At 64.8% G+C, this 21248-nt stretch carries 21 protein-coding genes; 8 read left to right on the plus strand and 13 right to left on the minus strand.

The features are described from left to right. Positions 1 to 2 precede the first annotated feature (2 nt). The 10 genes from F6X62_RS23660 to F6X62_RS23705 form a co-directional block, all read right to left on the minus strand. Complete coding sequence (locus F6X62_RS23660) at positions 3 to 1334, minus strand: OprD family porin (RefSeq protein ID WP_153774873.1); 1332 nt, start codon at positions 1332 to 1334, stop codon at positions 3 to 5. Between the two features lie 111 nt (positions 1335 to 1445). Beyond that, entirely contained in the window at positions 1446 to 2801 is a 1356-nt protein-coding gene (locus F6X62_RS23665) for an MFS transporter (RefSeq protein WP_153774874.1), read from the minus strand. Between the two features lie 61 nt (positions 2802 to 2862). Next, positions 2863 to 3876 (minus strand): 4-hydroxy-2-oxovalerate aldolase, encoded by a 1014-nt coding sequence (gene dmpG / locus F6X62_RS23670; RefSeq protein WP_125929488.1) that lies wholly within the window; start codon positions 3874 to 3876, stop codon positions 2863 to 2865. A 4-nt stretch (positions 3877 to 3880) separates the two neighbouring features. Then, positions 3881 to 4816: an acetaldehyde dehydrogenase (acetylating) gene (locus F6X62_RS23675; protein WP_054892123.1), complete on the minus strand. Its 936-nt coding sequence runs from the start codon at positions 4814 to 4816 to the stop codon at positions 3881 to 3883. Between the two features lie 16 nt (positions 4817 to 4832). Then, a complete protein-coding gene (locus F6X62_RS23680; RefSeq protein ID WP_054892124.1) occupies positions 4833 to 5030 on the minus strand; it encodes a 2-hydroxymuconate tautomerase family protein in 198 nt (65 codons plus the stop codon). Positions 5031 to 5044: 14 nt separating this feature from the next. Then, positions 5045 to 5848, minus strand: a complete 804-nt coding sequence (dmpH, locus tag F6X62_RS23685; protein ID WP_054892125.1) for a 2-oxo-3-hexenedioate decarboxylase — start codon at positions 5846 to 5848, stop codon at positions 5045 to 5047. A gap of 12 nt (positions 5849 to 5860) precedes the next feature. Then, positions 5861 to 6643, minus strand: coding sequence for a 2-oxopent-4-enoate hydratase (gene dmpE, locus F6X62_RS23690; RefSeq protein WP_065861828.1), 783 nt, complete (start codon positions 6641 to 6643; stop codon positions 5861 to 5863). A 10-nt stretch (positions 6644 to 6653) separates the two neighbouring features. Further along, positions 6654 to 8114 (minus strand): 2-hydroxymuconic semialdehyde dehydrogenase, encoded by a 1461-nt coding sequence (locus tag F6X62_RS23695; protein WP_153774875.1) that lies wholly within the window; start codon positions 8112 to 8114, stop codon positions 6654 to 6656. Positions 8115 to 8134: 20 nt separating this feature from the next. Then, the gene (locus F6X62_RS23700) at positions 8135 to 8842 is read right to left on the minus strand and encodes a class II aldolase/adducin family protein (protein WP_178117589.1); all 708 of its coding nucleotides are present in this window, start codon (positions 8840 to 8842) and stop codon (positions 8135 to 8137) included. Beyond that, entirely contained in the window at positions 8839 to 9702 is an 864-nt protein-coding gene (locus tag F6X62_RS23705; protein WP_063545474.1) for a VOC family protein, read from the minus strand. The genes F6X62_RS23700 and F6X62_RS23705 overlap by 4 nt, the downstream gene beginning before the upstream one ends. A gap of 106 nt (positions 9703 to 9808) precedes the next feature. On the opposite strand from F6X62_RS23705, the gene F6X62_RS23710 reads away from it, so the two are divergent. Together F6X62_RS23710 and F6X62_RS23715 are read left to right on the plus strand one after the other, a co-directional pair. Beyond that, positions 9809 to 10708 (plus strand): LysR family transcriptional regulator, encoded by a 900-nt coding sequence (locus tag F6X62_RS23710; protein WP_153774876.1) that lies wholly within the window; start codon positions 9809 to 9811, stop codon positions 10706 to 10708. 126 nt (positions 10709 to 10834) lie between these two features. Beyond that, complete coding sequence (locus F6X62_RS23715) at positions 10835 to 11614, plus strand: TSUP family transporter (RefSeq protein WP_112898686.1); 780 nt, start codon at positions 10835 to 10837, stop codon at positions 11612 to 11614. A gap of 69 nt (positions 11615 to 11683) precedes the next feature. Here F6X62_RS23715 and nudC read toward each other — a convergent pair whose 3' ends face one another. Both nudC and F6X62_RS23725 read right to left on the minus strand, forming a co-directional pair. Further along, positions 11684 to 12514 (minus strand): NAD(+) diphosphatase, encoded by an 831-nt coding sequence (gene nudC, locus F6X62_RS23720; RefSeq protein WP_153774877.1) that lies wholly within the window; start codon positions 12512 to 12514, stop codon positions 11684 to 11686. 36 nt (positions 12515 to 12550) lie between these two features. Further along, entirely contained in the window at positions 12551 to 13363 is an 813-nt protein-coding gene (locus F6X62_RS23725) for a crotonase/enoyl-CoA hydratase family protein (RefSeq protein WP_153774878.1), read from the minus strand. Between the two features lie 199 nt (positions 13364 to 13562). Between F6X62_RS23725 and F6X62_RS23730 the strand changes: the two genes are divergently transcribed. The 6 genes from F6X62_RS23730 (at position 13563) to F6X62_RS23755 (ending at position 20514) form a co-directional block, all read left to right on the plus strand. Further along, complete coding sequence (locus F6X62_RS23730; protein WP_153774879.1) at positions 13563 to 14180, plus strand: dihydrofolate reductase family protein; 618 nt, start codon at positions 13563 to 13565, stop codon at positions 14178 to 14180. Between the two features lie 77 nt (positions 14181 to 14257). Next, positions 14258 to 15223: a ribonuclease Z gene (locus F6X62_RS23735; protein WP_153774880.1), complete on the plus strand. Its 966-nt coding sequence runs from the start codon at positions 14258 to 14260 to the stop codon at positions 15221 to 15223. A 103-nt stretch (positions 15224 to 15326) separates the two neighbouring features. Beyond that, a complete protein-coding gene (locus F6X62_RS23740; protein WP_065861821.1) occupies positions 15327 to 15755 on the plus strand; it encodes a DUF2231 domain-containing protein in 429 nt (142 codons plus the stop codon). Then, on the plus strand, positions 15752 to 17044 hold the full coding sequence (locus F6X62_RS23745) for a sorbosone dehydrogenase family protein (RefSeq protein ID WP_153774881.1): 1293 nt from the start codon (positions 15752 to 15754) through the stop codon (positions 17042 to 17044). Before F6X62_RS23740 ends, F6X62_RS23745 begins: the two co-directional genes overlap by 4 nt. 321 nt (positions 17045 to 17365) lie before the next feature. Continuing rightward, the gene (gene glpT / locus F6X62_RS23750; protein ID WP_063545483.1) at positions 17366 to 18718 is read left to right on the plus strand and encodes a glycerol-3-phosphate transporter; all 1353 of its coding nucleotides are present in this window, start codon (positions 17366 to 17368) and stop codon (positions 18716 to 18718) included. A gap of 467 nt (positions 18719 to 19185) precedes the next feature. After that, the gene (locus F6X62_RS23755; protein ID WP_065861819.1) at positions 19186 to 20514 is read left to right on the plus strand and encodes an OprD family porin; all 1329 of its coding nucleotides are present in this window, start codon (positions 19186 to 19188) and stop codon (positions 20512 to 20514) included. A gap of 126 nt (positions 20515 to 20640) precedes the next feature. Here the strand turns inward: F6X62_RS23755 and F6X62_RS23760 are convergent, their stop codons facing one another. Further along, positions 20641 to 21156, minus strand: coding sequence for a DUF3455 domain-containing protein (locus F6X62_RS23760; RefSeq protein ID WP_153774882.1), 516 nt, complete (start codon positions 21154 to 21156; stop codon positions 20641 to 20643). Positions 21157 to 21248 lie beyond the last annotated feature (92 nt).

Below are 21248 nucleotides of genomic sequence, written 5' to 3' on the forward strand. Positions count from 1 at the left end.
CCTTAGAACAACGGCAGGCTGTAGGTGATGTAGAGACGGTTCTCGTCCAGGTCACGCTGGTTGGCGTAGGTGCTGCGCAAGCTGGCGTTGCGCCAGGAGAACGACAGCCCCTTGAACATCTCGCCCTGCACTGCGTAGGTCACCCAGAAATCGCGCTCCCACTCATGCTGGTCACCCTGCGCCGACTTGATGTTGTCGCCGCGCTGGTAGGCCAGCAGCGTGGTCAGGCCCGGAATGCCGACAGCGGCGAAGTTGTAGGTGTGCTGCGCCACCCAGGTCCGCTCGCCGGCTTTCTGGAAACGTGCACCGGTCTGGCGGTCGGTGATCAGGTAGGTGGCCGAGCCATCGCCCTGGTTGACGAAGGGAAAGTCGCTGTCGCCTTCAAGCTGCTGGTAGCCCAGGCTGAAACCGTGGCCGCCGAGGCTGTAGGTGAACAGCCCGGCAAACGCCTGGTTATCGACCTTGCCGTTGTTGCCGAAACCAGCACTGCGGTAGCCCTCGGCACGCCCAGCCACGCTGCCGTTACGCCCCGAAGGGCCGCTGTCGAAATAGCGCAGGTCGGTCTTGAGGCTGCCCACCGGCAAGGCCAACTGGTGCACCAGGCCGACGAAGTGCTGGCGATAGAAGTCCTCCAGCTCACCGTAGTAGTACTGCAAGGTCAGGTCGCGGCTTACGGCATAGTCGACGCCGAAGAAGTTGAACGCATTGCTGCGTTTGCCGAACGGCCCGCCCGCCCCGGCAATCGCCATGCCTTCGTTGTTCGACGAGTTGCGGCTCTTGACCCGCTGGATCTGCCCGCCGGTAAACGTGAAGTTGTCCAGGTCGCGCGAGGTGACCTGCAGGCCTTCGAAGGTTTCCGGCAGCAGGCGACCGTCGTTGAGGGTCAGCACCGGCATTTTCGGACGCAAAGTGCCGAGCCGCGCCTCGGTCTTGGCAACGCGCAGCTTGCCAGTCATGCCCAGGGTGCTGAACTCATCCACCGCACGGCCATCGCTGTCGGTGGGAAACACCAGGCCACCGCGGTTGGTGCTCTGCGGGTTGTAGTGGGTGCCCTTGCCCGAATCCAGACGAATGCCAAGCATGCCCAGGGCATCGACACCGACACCGACGGCGCCCTCGGTGTAGCCGGAAGTGAAGTCGAACAGAAAGCCCTGGCCCCACTCCTCCTGCTTGGACGGGTTGGCGCTACCGCTGCGGTTGTCCTGGTTGAAGTAGATGTTGCGCATTTCCAGACGCGCGTGTGAATCCTCGATCAGGCCGGCAGCCTGGGTGGTCAGGGGGGCCAGCGCCAGGGCGATCAGCCCGGGAGCGAAAGAAGACCGTTTGCAAGACATGCTGTGTGCTCCTCGTTTCTTGTTGTTATGTGCAGCGCGAACGCCGGGCGCAGGCAAGCCGTGCCCGACGCCGCTTCTGTCACGAAGCGGGCGCTGGTGTTCGTTCAGGGATCAGGAGTGCGCGGGAGGTGCTTCAGCCGGCCAGGCCGCAGATGGCCGGATGCTCAGCCGGTACAGCACGAAGATCGCCGCCGCACCTGCCACCACTGGGATGGCCAGCCAGTGGAAGAACACCACCGGCGTACCGGCCGCGGCGATCAGCCAGGCCCCCAGGGTCGAGCCGACGATGGAGCCGGAACGCCCGCAGGCCATGGCCCAGCTGACCCCTGTGACGCGGGCCGTGGTCGGGTAGAGGGTCGCCGACACCAGGTTCAGGCCGTTTTGCGCACCGGCCACGCCGAAACCGATCAGGAACACCGCCGCCGCCAGGCCATAGATATCGCCCATCAGGTAGCCGGTGACCGCGATCACCACCGCCGCCCCCAGGTAGGAGCAGGCCAGCACACGGTACGGTCCGACACGGTCCATCAGCAGCGCCAGCAGGATCGCGCCGACCGTGCCGCCCAGCGGCACCATCGCACCGACACGCGCGGCATGGGCGATGTCGTAACCGGCGTCCTTGAGCAGGCTCGGCAGCCAGCTGGTCAGGAGGTAGAAGACGAACAGCGAGCAGAAGAACGCCAGCCACAACAGCAACGTGCGCACCGCGCGGCCCTCGATGAACAGGTGCGAGATCGGCGAGCGGACCTGCGCCGGGCGCTCGTCGTCGAGGATGGTCACCCCGGCATAGCTGCTGCCGGTGATGCGCTCGACCACCTTGCGCAGGGCATCGCCATGCTTGGGGCTGGAAGCCATGAAGCGCACCGATTCAGGCATCAGCCAGGCCAGCAGCGGCAACATGGCCAGCGGCACGATACCGCCGATCGTCAGCACGCCACGCCAGCCGAACAGCGGGATGATCTGCGCCGCAAGCATGCCGCCCAGCGCAAGGCCCGCGGTGAAGCCGCTCCAGCTCAGGGTGACCATGATCATCCGCCGCCGCGCCGGTGAATACTCCGAGCTCAGGGTGATGCAGGTGGGCATCGCCCCGCCCAGGCCGATACCGGTGACGAAACGCAGTGCGGTCAGCGACTCGATCGAGTGGGCATAGGCCGAGGCCAGGGTGCCGACGCCGAACACCAGCACCGACACCAGCAGCACGCGCTTGCGCCCGATGGCATCGGCGATGGGCCCGAACACCAGGCTGCCGACCAACAGGCCGAACAGACCGGCACCGAAGGCCGGCGACAATTGTGCCGGTAGCAGGCCCCATTCCTCACGCAGGGCCGGAGCGATGTAGCCGATCGCAGCGGTGTCGAAGCCGTCGACCAGTACGATCAGGAAACACAGGGTAAGAACGATGATCTGGTAAGGCGAGATTCGTGCGTTATCGATGATCTCGCCGATTCGGGCAGTGTGCTGGCTCAAGGTATTTCCCCTTTTTATTAGGCTTGTGGTTGGGGCAAAGCAATGGCAAGGCGTTGTGGTTTCAGGGTCGCAGCAGGTCCAGGGCAACGTCGACGATCATGTCTTCCTGACCGCCCACCATCTTGCGACGGCCGAGCTCGACGAGGATGTCCACGGTGTTCAGGCCATAGCGGCGAGCAGCGACCTCAGCGTGGCGCAGGAAGCTGGAATACACCCCGGCGTAGCCGAGGGCCAGGGTTTCGCGGTCGACCCGCACCGGGCGATCCTGCAAGGGCCGGACGATATCGTCGGCCGCATCCATCAGCCGATACAGGTCGGTGCCGTGATTCCAGCCCAGGCGTTCGGCGGCCGCGATGAACACCTCGAGCGGCGCGTTGCCGGCACCAGCCCCCATGCCGGCAAGGCTGGCGTCGATACGATCGCAGCCCGCCTCCACCGCGGTGATCGAGTTGGCCACGCCCAGGCTGAGGTTGTGGTGGGCGTGCATGCCGGTCTCGGTGGATGGGTCGAGCACCGCCTTGAACGCCTGGAAGCGCTCGCGTACATCCTGCATGTTCATCGCGCCGCCCGAGTCGGCCATGTACACGCAGGTGGCGCCGTAGCTTTCCATCAGCTTCGCCTGCTGCGCCAACGGCTCGGGCGCCAGCATATGGCTCATCATCAGAAAACCCACGGTGTCCATGCCCAGCTCGCGGGCGTACTCGATGTGCTGGCGCGAGACATCGGCTTCGGTGCAGTGGGTGGCGATGCGCACCACCCGGGCTCCAGCGTTGTAGGCATCCTTGAGATCATGCACGGTGCCGATGCCGGGCAGCAGCAGCGTGGTGATCTTCGCGTGGCTGATGACCTCGGCCACCGCTTCGATGTACTCGAGGTCCGAGTGCCGGCCAAAGCCATAGTTGAAGCTCGAGCCCTGCAGGCCGTCACCGTGGGCGACCTCGATCGAATCGACCTTGGCCTGGTCCAGCGCGCGGGCGATGTCGCGGGCCTGTTGCAAGGTGTACTGATGGCGGATGGCATGGCTGCCGTCGCGCAGGGTGACATCGGAAATATAGAGTTTCTTGCCGGCGTTCATGTGTTCAGCCCTCCACGAACTGGGTAGCGGCGATGCGCTCGGCGCAGGCCACGGCCGCCGAGGTCATGATGTCCAGGTTGCCGGCGTAGGCCGGCAGGTAGTGCGCGGCGCCCTCGACCTCGAGAAACACCGAAGTCTTCAGGCCGCTGCGCAGCCCCAGCCCCGGAACATTCACCGGCTGGTCTGCCGGGATCACCTCGAACTGCACCTGCTGTTTGAGGCGATAGCCGGGCACGTAGGCCTGCACGGCCTCGACCATGGCCAGGATCGAGCGCTCGACCGCCGCCTGGTCTGCCGGCTCCGACAGCACGAACACGGTGTCGCGCATCATCAGCGGCGGCTCGGCCGGATTGAGGACGATGATCGCCTTGCCCTTCTGTGCCCCGCCGAGTTTCTCGATGGCATGGGAAGTGGTCTCGGTGAATTCGTCGATATTGGCCCGGGTGCCGGGGCCTGCCGACTTGCTGCTGATCGAGGCGACGATTTCACCGTAATGCACCTTGGCCACACGCGACACCGCAGCGACGATCGGTATGGTGGCCTGGCCGCCGCAGGTGACCATGTTGATGTTCGGCGCGGCCAGTTCGGCATCCAGGTTGATCGCCGGAATGGTGAACGGGCCGATGGCAGCGGGCGTCAGGTCGATGACCTTGACTCCGTGCTCCTGCAGCAGCGCGTTGTGGCGACCGTGGGCACCGGCGCTGGTGGCGTCGAAAACGATACGGATATCCTTGAAACCCGGCAGCGCCAACAGGCCCTCGACACCCTTGGCGGTGGTCGCCACGCCCAGGCGTTCGGCCCGCGCCAGGCCATCGGAGGCCGGGTCGATGCCGACCATGGCGCCCATCTTCAGGTGCTGGCCGTTGCGCAGGATCTTGATCATCAGGTCGGTGCCGATATTGCCCGAACCGATGATGGCAACGCTGATCTTGTCGTTCATTGTCGTGGTCCTGTGTTCAGGCTTTGGCGCGGCGTTCGGCGAGGGTCTGGCCACCGGCCGCCCACTGGGTCTCGGGGATCTCCTGCAACAGGACGCGCACGCTCTCGACCGGTACTTCGAGGCTGTCGGCGATGGCCAGGGTGACCTTGTCCAACAGCGCGCGCTTCTTCTCGGGCGTGCGGCCTTCAGCGATATGGATGATGGCAATAGGCATGTCAGGTACTCCTGTCAGCGTTGGCCGGATGAGATGAAGCGCATCGACACGCTGCCCAGGTGTTGGTAGCGCACGGTGACGTTGTCGCCCGCCTGCACTGCAATGGCCTCGGTGATGCCGCCGGTCATGATGAAGGTGCCCGCCGGCAGCTCGCGGCCCTTGGCGCCGAGCATGTTGGCGAGCATCGCCACGCTCTGCGCCGGGTGCCCGAGCACCGCGGCACCGGCTCCGGTGGCGACCACCTCGCCGTTCTTTTCCAGCACCACGCCCAGGCACTTGAGGTCGATGCCCTCGACCCCGGACATGCGCCCGCCCGTGACGAAACGTGCCGAAGAGGTGTTGTCGGCAATCACGCTCTTGAGGTCGAAACGGAAGTTCTCGTAGCGCGAATCGATCACTTCGACCGCCGGCACAATGAAGTCGGTGGCCGCCAGCACGTCGCCAACATGTACACCCGGCCCCTTGAGCGGGTGCTTGAGGACGAAGGCGATCTCGGCCTCGACCTTGGGGTGGATCAGGCTGTCGACATCGATAGCCGCGCCGTCGAGGCTCGAGCCGTAGTCGGTGAGAAAGCCGTGGATCGGATCGGTGACGCCCATCTGCTTCATCTTGGCGAACGAGGTCAGGCCCATCTTCAGGCCGGCGATACGCACGCCACGGGCCTGCTTGCGGGCGCGGATGGCGTCCTGGATGGCATAGGCGTCGTCCCAGTCCATGTCGGGGTGGGCGTCGGTGATCTTGGCCACCGCCTCACGCTTGAGTTCGGCGTTTTCCAGGTGTTCGGCCAGTTGGGCGATGGTGGCTTGGGACAGGTTCATAGGGGTTTTCCTTCAAACGAAGCGAACAGCGGCCGAGCCGATGCCGCCGAGGCTGATACGCAGTTGGTCGCCGGCCTGCACCGGCACCATGGCCGCCAGCGAACCGGAGAGAATCACCTCGCCCTTGTTCAGCGCGATGCCGAGGCGGCCGAGGGTGTTGGCCAACCAGGCCACGGCGTTGGCCGGATGGCCAAGCGCGGCGGCACCGGCGCCGGTGGCGACGATCTCGCCGTTCTTTTCCAGGGTCATGCCGACACAGGCCAGGTCCACGTCACGCGGATCGACACCGCGGTCCCCCAGCACGAAGGCAGCGGCCGAGGCGTTGTCGGCGACGGTGTCCTGGATGCGGATCTTCCAGTCGCGAATGCGCGAGTCGACGATCTCGAAGCACGGCATCACATAGGCGGTGGCGCGCAGCACATCGGCGACAGTGACGCCCGGGCCCTGCAGAGACTCCTTGAGCACGAAGGCAATCTCACCTTCGGCTTTGGGCGCGATGAGGCCGTCGATAGCGATGGCCGCGCCATCGGCGTGGAGCATGTCGCTGAGCAGGTGGCCGAAGTCAGGCTGGTCGACGCCGAGCATGTTCATCACCACCTGGCTGGTGACGCCGATCTTCTTGCCCAGCACCCGCTCGCCCGCGTCCAGGCGCGGCTGGATCATCGCCAGCTGCACCTGGTAGGCCTGCTCCAGGGTGATATCGGGGTGAGTTTCGGTCAGCGGCGCCAGGGCCTGGCCACACGCCAGGGCCTGGTGCAGTTGCTGGCCAGCGCGCTGGATGTCGTTCAGGTTCATGATGTGCTCCTCACAGGCGGACGCAGACGTTTCGCAATTCGGTGTAGAACTCCAGCGAGTGCACGCCTCCCTCACGGCCGATGCCCGACTGCTTGGCGCCGCCGAAGGCGGTACGCAGATCGCGCAGGAACCACGCGTTGATCCAGCAGATGCCGACATCCAGCGCGCTGCCCAAGCGGTGGGCGACCTGCAGGTCGCGGGTCCAGACACTGGCGGCCAGCCCGTAAGGGGTATCGTTGGCCAGGGCCACGGCCTCTTCCTCGGTGTCGAACGGCGCGATGTGGCAGCAGGGGCCGAAGATCTCTTCGCGGATCACCGCCGAGGTTTCCGGCAGGCCGGTCCAGATGGTCGGCTCGAACCAGGCGCCTTCGGCCAGGTGCGCCGGCACCTGGGGAATGCCGCCGCCGCACACCACGGTGGCGCCATCGTCGACAGCCTGGCGGGCGTAGGACAGCACCTTCTCGCGGTGCCCGAGCGAGATCAGCGGGCCCATGGTGGTGCCATGGGCGTTCGGATCGCCCACCACGATGCTCGCGGCGTGCGCCTTGAAAGCCTCGACGAAGCGCTCGAACAATGGCCGCTGCACGTAGATGCGTTCAGTCCCCAGGCACACCTGCCCACTGTTCTCGAACACTGCGCGCCCCAGCCCCTTGACCGCTTTCTCAAGGTCGGCGTCGGCAAAGACGATACCGGCATTCTTGCCGCCCAGCTCCAGCGACACCGGACGAATGCCCTTGGCCGCAGCCTTCATGATGACCTCGCCAGTCCCGGTCTCGCCGGTAAAGGTCACGCCATCGACATCCGGGTGCGAGGTCAGGAAGGCCCCCGCCGAATCGGCGCCAAAGCCATGCACCACGTTGTACACGCCCGGCGGCACGCCGGCCTCGTTCATCACCTCGCCGAGCAGCGTGGCAGTGGCCGGGGTTTCCTCGGACGGCTTGACCACCACGGTGTTGCCGCAGGCCAGGGCCGGGCCGACCTTCCAGGTCATCAGCAGCAGCGGCAGGTTCCACGGACAGACCACGCCGATCACGCCGCGCGGTGCTCGCACGGCGTAGTTGACCGCCTTGCCGCCGTCCGGGGTGTCCATCACGAAGCTTTCGGTTGGTACGTTGCGGATCAGGTCGGCGAACACCTTGAAGTTGGCGGCGCCTCGCGGAATGTCGAGGTGCCCGGCCAGGTGTGCAGGCTTGCCGGTGTCGGCCACTTCGGCCGCGACGAACTCGGCGTGGCGACGCTCGATGCCCTCGGCGACCTTGTGCAGTAGCGCAGTACGCTGGGCAACCGTCATCGTCCCCCAAGGGCCTTTGAGGGCGGCACGGGCAGCGGCCACGGCGGCATCGACTTCGGCTTGCCCCGCTTCGTGGACGAGGCCGATGACACTGTTGTCGGCAGGGTTGCGGTTTTCGAAGGTGCGGGCACTGCTGACCCACTCGCCATTGATGAAATGACGAAACGTTTGCGCAGGCATGATCGGTAGTCCTCTGTTTTTTATTCGAATACGGTGTCGCTGGCTTCCGGATCGCCGACAGTGAGGTATTCCCACATCCGCTCGTAGATCCGCCCGCCACGGGTGGCGCGTTGCGCGCAGGCCTGGGCATCGAGCAACGGGCCGCGCTCGGCCAGGCCTGCGGCCTGCAGCTGCAGCTCGATGCGCGCGGCATCCTCCAGGTACCAGGTCAGGGTCAGCGCCTCGACCAGCGATTCGCCGGCGACGATGGCACCGTTGCCGCGCATGGCCAGGGCCTTGCCTTGGCCGAACAGCTCAGCCAGCGCGCTGGCCTGGACATCGTCACGCAGCAACTGGACGTCGTCCCACAGCGGGATCGACGGCTGGAAGTAACTGCCCATGCCGTGCCGCGGCATTGGCGTGAGACCGGCGCAGGACAGCGCCATCACCTGCGCCGGCATGCTGCGGATCACTGCGCCCAGGTCGGCGCGGCGGCGGTACAGCTGCTGGTGGATACGCACCTCGCCCAGCACACCGTCTGGCAGCGGCCCATGGACCGGCACCACGGTGCCCGGCTCACCCACGCCGATCAGGCCCATCGGACGCGCGGCACAGACCAGGAAGTACTCGGCGTCCAGGCGCAGGCTGCAATGCCCGTAGGCATGCGCCAGGCCGGCGCGGCCCAACGCGCGGGCCGCCATGCGCACCTGGCGTTGCTGCGCCTGGCTGGCAATCGGCTGGCCGCTCATGCCTTGAACTCCGGGATATCGGGTTTCGAACCCCAGGCGCAGTACGACGACGATACGCCGGGGAACTGCCGTGGCTGGTGGCTGGAGTCGTCTTCGGCGCGGATGTGGCTGACCCCGGTGGAATACTCGTAGGTCATGCCGTCCGGCCCTTCGAAGTACAGGAACACCGCACCCGAGGTCGGATGCCGACCCGGGCCGAAGAGGATCTTGATGTTGCGCTCGCGCAGGAAATAGTAGGCGCGCATCACGTCGTCAATGCTCTCGACCTGATGGTTGATGTGCTGCACCCCGGCGTGGCTGGAGGGGAACAGCGCGATCTTGTGGTGCACCTCGTCGATACGCAGCAGCGGCGCCTCGCCGATGCGATCGCTGACCCGTGCGTTGGCCAGGCGGGTCCAGAAATCCTCGTCGCGGCGGGCGTCGGTGGTGCGCAGGCCGATATGGCTGAAACCGGTGATGCCGGCGTCACGGCTGGGGAAGTAGCGGCTGCCGCTGGCGTGGGGGCGCAGCACCAGCTCGATGTTGTTGCCGCTGGGGTCCTTGAAACGGATCAGCTCGTTGACGTGGCGCACCTCGGCGTCTTCACGCGAGCCATGCACCACGCTGAAGGCATTGCGTTCGAGCAGCACGGCGGCGTGCTCCAGCTCGTCGCTGCTGGTGACCTCGAAGGCTGTGGTGGTTTCGCGCGGGTCGCCCTCGTAGTAGCACAGAGTGTGATCGCGGCTGTCGGAGCGAAAATACACCGCACCGTTGGCCTCGCGGGCCACCTGCAGACCGAGGATCTGCGTCGCGTAGCGGCGTGCATCGTCCAGGTTGGCGGTACCCAAACGCACGTAGCGGATATCGTGCAGGTTGATCATGGGTGGAGTCCCTTGGTTTTATTTTTGTCTGGACTCATCCTCGCAACCGGCGCTTAATCGCAGAAGCTAATTCTCGTTATTCGCACTATTTGATTTGGTTATAGAGATGCGCACCGACCTCAATCTGCTTCGCGTCCTGCTGGCCGTCTACGAAACCGGCAACGTCACCGCTGCGGCGAAACAGCTGGGCATCAGCCAGCCCGCCGCCAGCGCCGCCCTCGCCCGCCTGCGCCATTCGCTGCAGGATCCGCTGTTCATCCGCTCCGGTGCCGGCATGGAGGCCACGCCACGGGCCCAGGGCATCATCGAGCGCACCCGCGAAGTCATCGAAATCATCGACCGTGACATCCTCAGCAGCCCGACCTTCGACCCTGCCACCGCCGAAGACGAGTTCGTGTTCTGCCTGAGCGAGATCGGCGAGGTGGTGTTCCTGCCGTCGTTGTTCCAGAAGCTGCGCCAGCTCGCGCCACGCATTCGCCTGCGCACGCTCAGCCTGGCACCCGATGCGCTCACCGACAGCCTGCATGACGGCAAGGTCGATGCCGTGCTGGGTTACTTCCCCGACCTCACGGCCCCCAACATCTATCAGCAACGGCTGTTCTCCCACGACCTCACCTGCATGCTGCGCCGCGGCCACCCACTGGCCCGCGAGCGCCTGGCGCTCGAAGATTTCGCCCGCATGGAGCACCTGCAGGTGCGCGACGGCAGCCGCCGCCAGGAAATGTTCGAGGCGCACCTGAACGAAGCGGGGATCAAGCGCAACATCGTGCTCGAGACCTCGCACTACATGAGCGTGCCCTCGATCATCGAGCAATCCGACCTGGTGGTGGTGCTGCCACGCACCGTGGCCAATCTGTACCTGGATACCGTGAACGTGCAGATCGTCGAGCCGCCGGTGGAGATCCCGTGCTACGACCTCAAGCAGTTCTGGCACGCACGCTTCCAGCAGGCGCCACGCAGTGTGTGGTTGCGCAGGGTGATCAGCGAATTGTTTGCGCAGGGCTAGGCACGACGGATTCCCAAGCTCCAGCCACGCTAGCGACTCTGGCAAGGGCGCGCCCCGAGGGCTACCATGTGCAGCCTCTGGCGCGACCTTTTGCCGCGCCCTCGCCTGTAGCCTGAAAGCCGTCCCATGCCCTTCGAACTCACCGTAGAACCGCTTACCCTGTTGATCCTCGCCGCAGTGGCCTTCGTCGCCGGTTTCATCGATGCCATTGCCGGTGGCGGCGGCCTGCTCACCACCCCCGCCCTGCTCACCGCCGGCATGCCGCCGCACCTGGTGCTGGGCACCAACAAGCTCAGCTCGACCTTCGGCTCGGCCACCGCCGGGTTCACCTACTACCGGCGCAAGCTGTTCCACCCGGCGCAGTGGCGCCTGGCGATCGTCGGCACCCTCAGTGGCGCGCTGATCGGCGCGGTGATCGCGCACTACATGCCCGCCGAATGGCTGAACAAGATGCTGCCGGTGATCGTCTTCGCCTGTGGCGTGTACCTGCTGTTCGGCGGCACCCCCAAGGCGCCGCTGGATGCCGATGCACCGATCAGGAAAAAATGGCAGTTCCCCCAGGGTTTCAGCCTAGGTTTCTACGATGGCGTAGCAGGCCCCGGCACGGGTGCGTTCTGGACGGTAAGCACACTGCTGCTCTACCCCATCGACCTGGTACGTGCCAGTGGTGTGGCGCGCAGCATGAACTTCGTCAGCAACATCGCGGCGCTGACGGTGTTCGTGATTTCCGGGCAAGTGGACTACATCGTCGGCCTGGCCATGGGCGTGTCGGTAATGATCGGTGCATTCTTCGGCGCCCGCACCGCGATCAGCGGCGGTAGCAAGTTCATTCGCCCGGTGTTCATCACCGTGGTGCTGGCGCTGACCGTGCGCCTGGCCTGGCAGCACTGGTTCGGCCAGGCCTGAGCGGCCCAGACCTCAACTGGTTTAACCACGATAACAACCCCGTCGTGGTTGCACGCAGAACAGCCCTGATCAGGTCGGCAGCACCGGCTCTGCCAGCCCCAGACGCCGCGCCACGTACAGGTCGATCAGGTAGCGGGCGATGGAGCGCCCGGCGGGCAATGGCGGCAGGTCGTGCACGCTGAACCACTGGGCATCCTCGATCTCGTCAGGCTGCATGACGATCTCGCCGCCAGCGTACTCGGCGTGGAAGCCCAGCATCATCGAATGTGGGAACGGCCAGCACTGGCTGCCCACGTACTGGATATTCTTGACCTGCACCGCCACTTCCTCGCGCACTTCGCGCACCAGGCAATCCTCCGCCGACTCGCCCGGTTCGGCAAAGCCGGCCAGGGTGCTGTACACCCCGGTGACGAAGCGCGGCGAGCGCGCCAGCAGGATTTCGTCGCCACGGGTCACCAGCACGATCATGCTGGGCGAGATGCGCGGGTAGCTGCGCAGGTCGCAGGCCTGGCAATGCATCGCCCGCTCCCAGCGAATCTGCGTCATCGGCTGGCCGCAGCTGCCGCAGAAACGATGCTCGCGCGCCCAGGTGCCGATCTGTGCGGCGTAACCCAGCAGCTTGTAGGTGTCGAAGTCGCCTTCGAGCATGAACTGGCGCAGGCCGCGCCAGCTCATGCCCGGCAGTTCGCTGGCAGTGCGCAGCTCCAGGAGGAACACCGGTTCGCCGTCGAAATGACCGATACCGTGCTCGCAGAGCACGTCCAGCTCCTGGCGCTTGAGCCAGTCCCGCGAAAACAACGCACCGTTGTCATCCACCAGGAACCCCGCAGGGCTGCGGGCGACGGCCAGGCCGCCAGCGGTCTGCGGGTCGAGTACTGCGGTAGTCCAGCGTGCTGACATGTTCGGATCCCTTCAGGCGCGTGCGCCGTCGGGAAGTCAGTCGGCGAACGTCGGTTTCTGTTTGTTCATGTGGGCCGCCACCGCGACCCGCAGGTCTTCTGACTGCAGCATGGCGGCGTTCCAGGTGGCGATGTACTGCAGGCCATCGTCGATACGATGGTCGCGCATGTAGCTGATCATTTCCTTGGTGCCGGCCACGGCGATGGGCGATTTTCCTGCAATTTCCCGGGCGATGGCAAAGACACCGTCGAGCAATGCAGCCTGGTCGTCATAGACCCGGTTGACCAGGCCGATGCGCAATGCCTCGGTGGCGTCGATCATACGCCCGGTGTAGGCCAGCTCACGCATCATGCCGTCGCCGATGATACGTGGCAAACGTTGCAGGGTGCCGACATCGGCGGCCATGCCCATGTCGATTTCCTTGATCGAGAACTGCGCATCAGCGCTGCAATAGCGCATGTCGCACGCCGACACCAGGTCGATGGCCCCGCCGATGCAATAGCCCTGAATCGCCGCCAGTACCGGCTTGCGGCACTTGTCGACGGCCGTGAACGAGCTTTGCAGGCGCAGGATGGTGCGGCGCAGCAGGCGCGCATTGCGGCCGGCGTCCTTGCCCATCTGGCCGGCCAGCGAGGCCAGCATCATCAGGTCGATCCCCGAGCAAAAATGCTTGCCCGCGCCGCTGACAACCACCGCCCGCACCGCCTCGGTGTCGTCGATCCACTGGAAGATCTCGACGATTTCCTCCCAGAAGGCCGCGTTCATCGCGTTGATTTTTTCCGGGCGATTGATCTGTACATGGGCGATGTTGTCGGTCAGTTCGACCTTGAACGCGGTGTACTCGGTCACGGGCGGCACTCCTGTGGGGAAAGGGTTCACGCGCCGGACTATAACGCACCTGCAAGGCCGTGCTTATGCCAAAGGCGGGACTGATCGCCGCTGGTAACGAATGGGCTGTCGATTCACGCCTTGCCCGTTCGACCAATCTTCAGGAACCGCAGTGACCTATTCTTCCACTGCCCCGAACACCCCTCGCGAGGACATCCCCATGCGCACACTCATCGTTGCCGCGTTCGTCAGCCTGGACGGCGTCATGCAGGCCCCTGGCGGCCCGCAGGAAGACACCAGCCAGGGCTTCGGTTTTGGCGGCTGGCTCGTGCCCTATGCCGACGAGACCTTTGGCCGGGCCATGCAGACGCTGTTCAGCCAGCCCTTCGAACTGCTGCTGGGGCGGCGTACCTACGACATCTTTGCCGGCTACTGGCCCAAGGTAGACGCCGACTCGGACAACGCGCCCATGGCCGAGCTGTTCAACAAGGTGCCCAAGCACGTCGCCACCCACCACCCTGACACCCTCGACTGGCAAAACAGCCGCGCCCTGGGCGCTGATGTGATCCAGGCCGTCGGCGCGCTCAAGCAGCAGGACGGCCCGGCGCTGCTCACCCAAGGCAGCGCCGAACTGGTGCAGCAACTGTTGGCTGCCGGGTTGGTGGACGAGCTGCGCCTGTTGATCAACCCGGTGATGCTCGGGCACGGCAAGCGGCTGTTCGCAGACAACGCGCAACCGGCAGCGCTGAGCCTGGTCGAGTCCCTGAGCACGCCACGCGGGGTACTGCTCGCCCATTACCGGCGCAGTGGCGCGGTGCAGACCGGCAGCTTTGCCTGACACAGCGCCCAACCCGGGTTGTGCCCACCGGTGTGTCGCGTCTTAGAATAGGCCGACACTCTCTGGAAGCATTTCATATGGACCTGCTGTTCCTGGGCACCAGCGCCGGAGCGCCCACCAAGGCGCGCAATGTCAGCGCAACGGCCATCATCGACGCGAGCGGCAGCGGCTGGTATCTGGTCGATTGCGGCGAGGCCACCCAGCACCAGCTTCTGCACACGCCGTTGTCGGTGCGCGACCTGCGCGCGATCTTCATCACCCACGTGCATGGCGACCACTGCTTCGGCCTGCCCGGCCTGCTAGCCAGCGCCGGCATGTCCGGGCGCAGCGAGCCACTCGAGCTGATCCTGCCAACTGCCCTGCACGACTGGGTGCGCCTGAGCCTTTCGGTCAGCGACACCTACCTGCCCTTCGAGTTGCGCCTGCACGCTGCTGAAACCTTCGGCACCTGGAGCAACACCAGCCTGCAGGTCAATGCGGTCGAGCTGTCCCATCGGGTGCCGAGCCGTGGCTATGTGTTCACCGAGATCAACCCCGAGCCCCCCCTCGACATCCCGCGCCTGGAGGCCGACAGCATCCCGCGCGGCCCGTTGTGGGGCGAACTGGCCAAGGGCATTGCCGTGGTTCACGAGGGCCGCGCACTCGATCCACGGCACTACCTGCGCGCCTCTCGGCCTGCGCGACGGATCATCGTCTGTGGCGACAACGATCGCCCCGAACTGTTGGCAGAGGTTGCCAAGGGCGCGGATGTACTGGTGCATGAAGCGACCTTCACCCAGCCACTGATCGAACGCACCGGTGTCAGCTTCGGGCACAGCAGCGCCGAGGCGGTGGCGCGCTTCGCCCAGGCCGCCGGAGTGAAGAATCTCGTGCTCACGCACTTCAGCGCGCGCTACCAGGGCGATCCACGACGCAGCCCGTGCATCGACGACATTCACGCAGAAGCCCAGGCCCACTACGACGGTTGCTTGATCTTGGCGCGCGATCTCCAGCGTTATCACCTGGACCGAAACGGGCAGCTGGTACGCGAACAAAATACTTGAACGCGAAATTGCACTGAACCAACCGACCACCCGCGCGATCCTTCCCTAGGCGCAGCCAGCGTAAAAAATCGCTGGCTTTCATCGCCAACGACAAGGAGCCGCCATGACCACGACCGTCCACGACCCCTACCGGTGCACGCCCGGGCCGCTGCATGCGACCCTGCTGGCCGGCACCGTGCCGCTGTTTCTCGGGGCACTGATCAGCGACATCGCCTACTACCAGACCTTCCAGATCCAGTGGAGCAACTTCGCCGCCTGGCTCATCGCCGGAGGGCTGCTGTTCTGCGGCCTGGCCGTGCTGTTCGCGTTGGCCAACCTGGTGCGCGCCGAGCGCAAGGCCGGTCGCCCGGTGCTGTACGTGCTGCTGTTGGTGGTGACCTGGCTGCTGGGGCTGGTCAACGCCTTCGAGCACGCCAAGGATGCCTGGGCGGTCATGCCCTCAGGGCTGGTACTGTCGGTGATCGTCAGCGTGCTGGCCTGCATCGCCACCTGGGTCGGCCTGACCAACCTGCGCTCGGGAGGTGCAGCATGAAGACACCTCTTGCGCTGTCGATCCTGAGCATGAGCCTGCTGCTGGCCGCCTGCGGTGGTGAAGGCGAGGCCACCCAGGCCCGCGGGCCCGACCCGAAACTTCCGGCCCCCGAACGTGGCCTGCTGCCAAGCATGAAGATCGCCGAACCGGCACTGTGGGGCGAGCAGAAACCCAAGGTGCCGGACGGCTACAGCATCACGGCCATCGCCACCGACCTGAAGATCCCGCGCCAGACGCTGATCCTGCCCAACGGCGACATCATCGTGGCAGAAGGCCGTGGCGGCAATGCCGCCAAGCTCAAGCCCAAGGACGTGATCGCCAGCCAGATCAAGGCCAAGGGCAACACCCAGGTGAAAAGCGGCAATCGCCTCACGCTGCTGCGCGATGCCGATGGTGACGGCCGCTACGAAGTACAGACGGTGTTCGCCGACAACCTCAACGCCCCCTACGGCCTGGCGTTTGCCGATGGAAAGTTGTACGTGGCCAATCAGGACGCACTGGTGCGCTTCGACTACACCGAAGGCCAGACCAAGGCCGACGGCCCGCCGACCACGCTCACCGAGCTGCCCTCGGCGATCAACCACCACTGGACCAAGGCGCTGACCATCAGCGAGGACGGGCGCTACCTGTACGTGGGCATCGGCTCGAACAGCAACATCACCGAGCGTGGCATGGAAGTGGAGATCGACCGCGCGATGGTCTGGCAGATCGACGCCCAGACCGGCGCCCACAAGCCCTACGCGACCGGCCTGCGCAACCCCACGGCGCTGACCATCCAGCCTGATTCGGGGCAACTGTGGGCGGTGGTCAACGAACGTGACGAGCTGGGGCCGGACCTGGTGCCGGACTACCTGACTTCGGTGCGCGAAGGGGCCTTCTACGGGTGGCCCTGGAGCTACTGGGGGCAGAACGTCGATACCCGCGCGCAACCGCAGAACCCGGAGAAAGTCGCCGCTGCGATCAAGCCGGACTACAGCCTGGGTTCGCACGTCGCCGCACTGGGCGTGGATTTCTCCCTGCCGGCGATGGGCGAAAAGTTCGCCAACGGTGTGTTCGTGGGTGAACACGGCAGTTGGAACCGACCGAACCCTGTCGGCTACAAGGTGATCTTCGTGCCGTTCAGCAACGGCAAGCCAGCGGGTGAGCCAATCGACTTCGCCACCGGTTTTCGGGGTGAGGATGGCAAGACACGCGGCCGCCCGGTGGGGGTGACAGTGGATCCGAAAGGCGCGCTGATCATCGCCGACGACCTGGCCAATACTGTGTGGCGGGTGACGCGTAATCAGTGATGCGTTAAATCAAGGCCAGCCCGCCCCCACAGGGGGATGGCTGGCCTTGAGGTTTTGAACCACACCTGCCATGGCCTTGAAATCTGGCGCCATCTCACCCCTGCCGCGCCTAAACCACCAAGCCTACCCGTCCAGTACCACCACCGATGCCTCCAGCAAACGCAGCGACATCGCCCCCCCAACAGCCAGACCCCGTCCCTGATCACGATCTGACGGAACGTTCGCAAAGCAACACTCCCGCCTGTGAAAGCGATATTTTTTTCTGTAACGAAAATGTAATATTCGCTTTCGCAGATAAAACAACAACGTTGGAGTACCCCGATGTTTGCCTTCTTCCGCCCCGCCGTGCACCGGGCGCCGCTGCCCGCTGAACAGGTCGACAGTACCTATCGCCGCCTGCGCTGGCAGATCTTCGCCGGCATCTTCTTCGGTTATGCAGGCTATTACCTGCTGCGCAAGAACTTCTCCCTGGCCATGCCTTACCTGATCGACGAGGAAGGCTACACCCGCGGCCAGCTCGGTCTGGCAATCTCGGCCATCGCCATTGCCTACGGCCTGTCCAAGTTCCTCATGGGCCTGGTGTCCGACCGCTCCAACCCCCGTTACTTCCTGCCCTTCGGCCTGCTGGTGTCGGCAGCGGTGATGTTCGTGTTCGGATTCGCGCACTGGGCGACTTCCAGCGTCACCATCATGTTCATCCTGCTGTTCATCAACGGCTGGGCCCAGGGCATGGGCTGGCCGCCGAGCGGACGAACCATGGTGCACTGGTGGTCGCAGAAGGAGCGCGGCGGCGTGGTGTCGGTGTGGAACGTGGCACATAACGTGGGTGGCGGCCTGATTGGCCCGCTGTTCATCCTCGGCCTGGGTTGGACCAACGACTGGCATGCCGCCTTCTATGTACCGGCCGCCGTGGCGGTGCTGGTGGCCGTGTTCGCCTTCGTCACCATGCGCGACACCCCGCAATCGGTGGGCCTGCCGCCGATCGAGGAGTACAAGAACGACTACCCCGAAGGCTACGACGCCAGCCACGAACAGGAATTCAGCGCCAAGCAGATCTTCGTCAAGTACGTGCTGCGCAACAAGATGCTCTGGTACATCGCCCTGGCCAACGTGTTCGTCTACCTGCTGCGCTACGGCGTGCTCGACTGGGCGCCGACCTACCTCAAGGAGGCCAAGCACTTCACCGTCGACAAGACCTCCTGGGCCTACTTCTTCTACGAGTGGGCAGGCATCCCCGGCACCCTGCTGTGCGGCTGGATGTCGGACAAGATCTTCCGTGGCAATCGCGGCCTGACCGGCATCGTGTTCATGGCCCTGGTCACCGTCGCCACCCTGGTGTACTGGCTCAACCCACCGGGCAACCCGACCGTCGACATGATCGCGCTGTTCTCCATCGGCTTCCTGATCTACGGCCCGGTGATGCTGATCGGCCTGCAGGCGCTGGAGCTGGCGCCGAAGAAAGCCGCCGGCACCGCCGCCGGGTTCACTGGCCTGTTCGGCTACCTGGGCGGCTCGGTCGCAGCCAGTGCGGCGATGGGCTACACCGTCGACCACTTCGGCTGGGACGGCGGCTTCGTGCTACTGGTCGGTGCCTGCCTGTTGTCGATCGCCTTCCTGCTGCCGACACTGCGCCACACTCAGGTTGCCAGCAGCCGCCGCGAAGCGGTGGTGTGATCGGCTGATATAACGCCCGCGGCAAACAACAAGGCCGGTGACATGCTTTGTCACCGGCCTTGTTGTTTCTGCTGCAGGAAAGTTGCCCGCTACCCTTCCAGGCGCGCTGAAATCAGTGCGCAAAAAAATAGCTCTTCGCCACCCGTCATTAAATACCAGGCATAAAAAAGCCGCCTGAAACCAGGCGGCAAACAACCAAAGGGCGATAAAGTGGAGCCCACCCAGGAGGTGCTCTAGCACGGGGGATGTCCTGAGTGCACGAATACTTTATCGGGGCCGACTTTAACCCCATAGTCACTCGATACTGCAATCAAAAACCGTGATTTCGATTATCAACGAAACACAATGGCATGCGCGGCGCGGCATTTGTTACTAGTAGCCCGGCATCAATACCGGCTACACCCTTACAACAATTACATTCCTTTACCCAGACACCTGCCTCAACAATTCCAACCAAGGGGTATGACATGTCGCCATTCCGACTCTCCATGCTGAGCGCGGCACTGCTGTGCGCGCCGTTGCAAGCCGCATTCGCCGAAGCCGTTTCGAGCCAGTCCGAAGCCAAGGGATTCTTCGAAGGCAGCGAGCTGAATGCACGCCTGCGCAACTACTACTTCAACCGTGATGGCAAGTCGCAAGGCCCGGATCGCCGCGACTGGACCCAAGGTTTCATCCTCAACTACAGCTCCGGCTTCACCCAGGGTACCGTGGGCTTCGGCGTCGAAGCGTTCGGCCACCTGGCAGTCAAGCTCGACGGCGGCAAGGGCACCTCCGGCACCGGCAACCTGCCCGTCAGGGACAACGGCTCACCCGAAGACGACTATGGCCGTGCCGGGGGCGCGCTGAAGGTGCGCATCTCCAAGACCGAACTGCGCTGGGGCGACCTGCAACCAACCGCACCGGTGTTCGCCGCCGGCGGTACGCGCCTGCTGCCGCAAACCGCCACCGGCTTCAACCTGCTCAGCAGCGAGATCAAGGGGCTGGACCTGGAGGCGGGCCACTTCACCGGCGGCAACGGCCCGGTCACCACCAACGGCGACCATGGCCTGTGGGCCTCCTACGCCAATATCCAGGCTGACAGCATCGACTACATCGGCGGCAAATACGCAGTCAACGACGCCCTGTCGGTGTCGCTGTACGGCTCCAAGCTGCAGGACATCTGGCGCCAGTACTACGGCAACGCCAACTACATCCTGGCGCTGGCCGACGACCAGTCGCTGAACTTCGACTTCAACCTCTACCGCACCAATGACGACGGTCGCGCCGACGCCGGTGCGATCAACAACACCACCTGGTCGTTCTCCACCGCGTACAGTTTCCTATCGGCGCATACCATCACCCTGGCCTACCAGAAAGTGCACGGCGACACCCCGTTCGACTACGTCGCCTTCGGCATCAACGGCCCGGGAGACACCGGTGACGGGATCTTCCTGGCCAACTCCATCCAGTACTCGGACTTCAACGGGCCAGAGGAAAAATCATGGCAGGTGCGCTACGACCTGGACATGAACACCTTCGGTGTGCCGGGCTTGAGCTTCATGGCCCGCTACGTCAACGGCCATGGCATCGACGGCAGCAAGATGGCCGCGGACAGCAAGTACCTGGGCTATGGCTATGGCGAGGATGGCAAGCATCATGAGACCAACCTCGAAGCCAAGTACGTGGTGCAGTCCGGCCCCGCCAAGGACCTGTCGGTGCGCCTTCGCGAGGCGATCCATCGGGGCAATGCCGACCAGGCCGAAGGGGATGTCAACGAGTTCCGGGTGATCGTCGACTACCCGCTGTCGATTCTCTGACCGCGACGTCAGTGCCGGCCCTATCGCGGGCAAGCCCGCTCCCACAGGTCGCCACTGGCCCTTGCAGGAGCGGGCTTGCCCCGCGATGAGGCCGGCACTGAAATCCATCAAACCCTGAACACTCCATCACCGCCCCAGAAACACATACCGCGCGCTGTACGGTTCAACGTGCAGCGCGCCTTCCCGTGTGCAGCTTCCGGCAAACTTGCCACCCTGGGTATCGAGCCGCTGCACCTCGTCCACTCCACTCAACACGCCCTGCCCCTGGTGGCTGGCAACCTCCAGTTGCAACAGCGCAATATCCTGCTCGCCCGCGCCCGGCGCCTGGGCGACCACCTTGGCACTCACCCGGCTGCCATCGTCCATCTCCCAGGACGGCCCGACAAAGTGATGGCCGACGGTCTTGCCGCCAAGGGTGAGGGTGGCCAGCGGTTCGCGAAATGCCCACTTCAACTGCCCGGTTTCATCGGCCCGGCAGTCATAGACCTGCACCCCCACGGCCTGCACCGCGAGGATCTCGGCCTTGCCCGGCGCGACGGTGAAGCTGGCCGGCGCCGCGCCAGCGAGCAGTGGCACGGCCAGGGCGCAGACGCCGAGGAAAGCGCGGCGGCGTTGCGGGGTGGTGCATGAGGTCGGGTGCATGGTGTTTTGCCTGTGATCAATGGGGACCTCTACACAACAAGCCAGCCCACCCGTTTATTCCCGCTGTATCTACCGGCCCTATCGCGGGACCA

This window comes from Pseudomonas sp. MNR3A, assembly GCF_009650575.1.
GTDB lineage: Bacteria > Pseudomonadota > Gammaproteobacteria > Pseudomonadales > Pseudomonadaceae > Aquipseudomonas > Aquipseudomonas machongensis.

Coding starts and splice junctions, on each gene's coding strand:
- F6X62_RS23660 (WP_153774873.1), bottom strand. CDS start 1,334: ATGTCTTGCAAACGGTCTTCTTTCGCTCCCGGGCTGATCGCCCTGGCG.
- dmpG (WP_125929488.1), bottom strand. CDS start 3,876: ATGAACGCCGGCAAGAAACTCTATATTTCCGATGTCACCCTGCGCGAC.
- F6X62_RS23675 (WP_054892123.1), bottom strand. CDS start 4,816: ATGAACGACAAGATCAGCGTTGCCATCATCGGTTCGGGCAATATCGGC.
- F6X62_RS23680 (WP_054892124.1), bottom strand. CDS start 5,030: ATGCCTATTGCCATCATCCATATCGCTGAAGGCCGCACGCCCGAGAAG.
- dmpH (WP_054892125.1), bottom strand. CDS start 5,848: ATGAACCTGTCCCAAGCCACCATCGCCCAACTGGCCGAACACCTGGAA.
- dmpE (WP_065861828.1), bottom strand. CDS start 6,643: ATGAACCTGAACGACATCCAGCGCGCTGGCCAGCAACTGCACCAGGCC.
- F6X62_RS23695 (WP_153774875.1), bottom strand. CDS start 8,114: ATGCCTGCGCAAACGTTTCGTCATTTCATCAATGGCGAGTGGGTCAGC.
- F6X62_RS23700 (WP_178117589.1), bottom strand. CDS start 8,842: ATGAGCGGCCAGCCGATTGCCAGCCAGGCGCAGCAACGCCAGGTGCGC.
- F6X62_RS23705 (WP_063545474.1), bottom strand. CDS start 9,702: ATGATCAACCTGCACGATATCCGCTACGTGCGTTTGGGTACCGCCAAC.
- F6X62_RS23710 (WP_153774876.1), top strand. CDS start 9,809: ATGCGCACCGACCTCAATCTGCTTCGCGTCCTGCTGGCCGTCTACGAA.
- F6X62_RS23715 (WP_112898686.1), top strand. CDS start 10,835: ATGCCCTTCGAACTCACCGTAGAACCGCTTACCCTGTTGATCCTCGCC.
- nudC (WP_153774877.1), bottom strand. CDS start 12,514: ATGTCAGCACGCTGGACTACCGCAGTACTCGACCCGCAGACCGCTGGC.
- F6X62_RS23730 (WP_153774879.1), top strand. CDS start 13,563: ATGCGCACACTCATCGTTGCCGCGTTCGTCAGCCTGGACGGCGTCATG.
- F6X62_RS23735 (WP_153774880.1), top strand. CDS start 14,258: ATGGACCTGCTGTTCCTGGGCACCAGCGCCGGAGCGCCCACCAAGGCG.
- F6X62_RS23740 (WP_065861821.1), top strand. CDS start 15,327: ATGACCACGACCGTCCACGACCCCTACCGGTGCACGCCCGGGCCGCTG.
- F6X62_RS23745 (WP_153774881.1), top strand. CDS start 15,752: ATGAAGACACCTCTTGCGCTGTCGATCCTGAGCATGAGCCTGCTGCTG.
- glpT (WP_063545483.1), top strand. CDS start 17,366: ATGTTTGCCTTCTTCCGCCCCGCCGTGCACCGGGCGCCGCTGCCCGCT.
- F6X62_RS23755 (WP_065861819.1), top strand. CDS start 19,186: ATGTCGCCATTCCGACTCTCCATGCTGAGCGCGGCACTGCTGTGCGCG.
- F6X62_RS23760 (WP_153774882.1), bottom strand. CDS start 21,156: ATGCACCCGACCTCATGCACCACCCCGCAACGCCGCCGCGCTTTCCTC.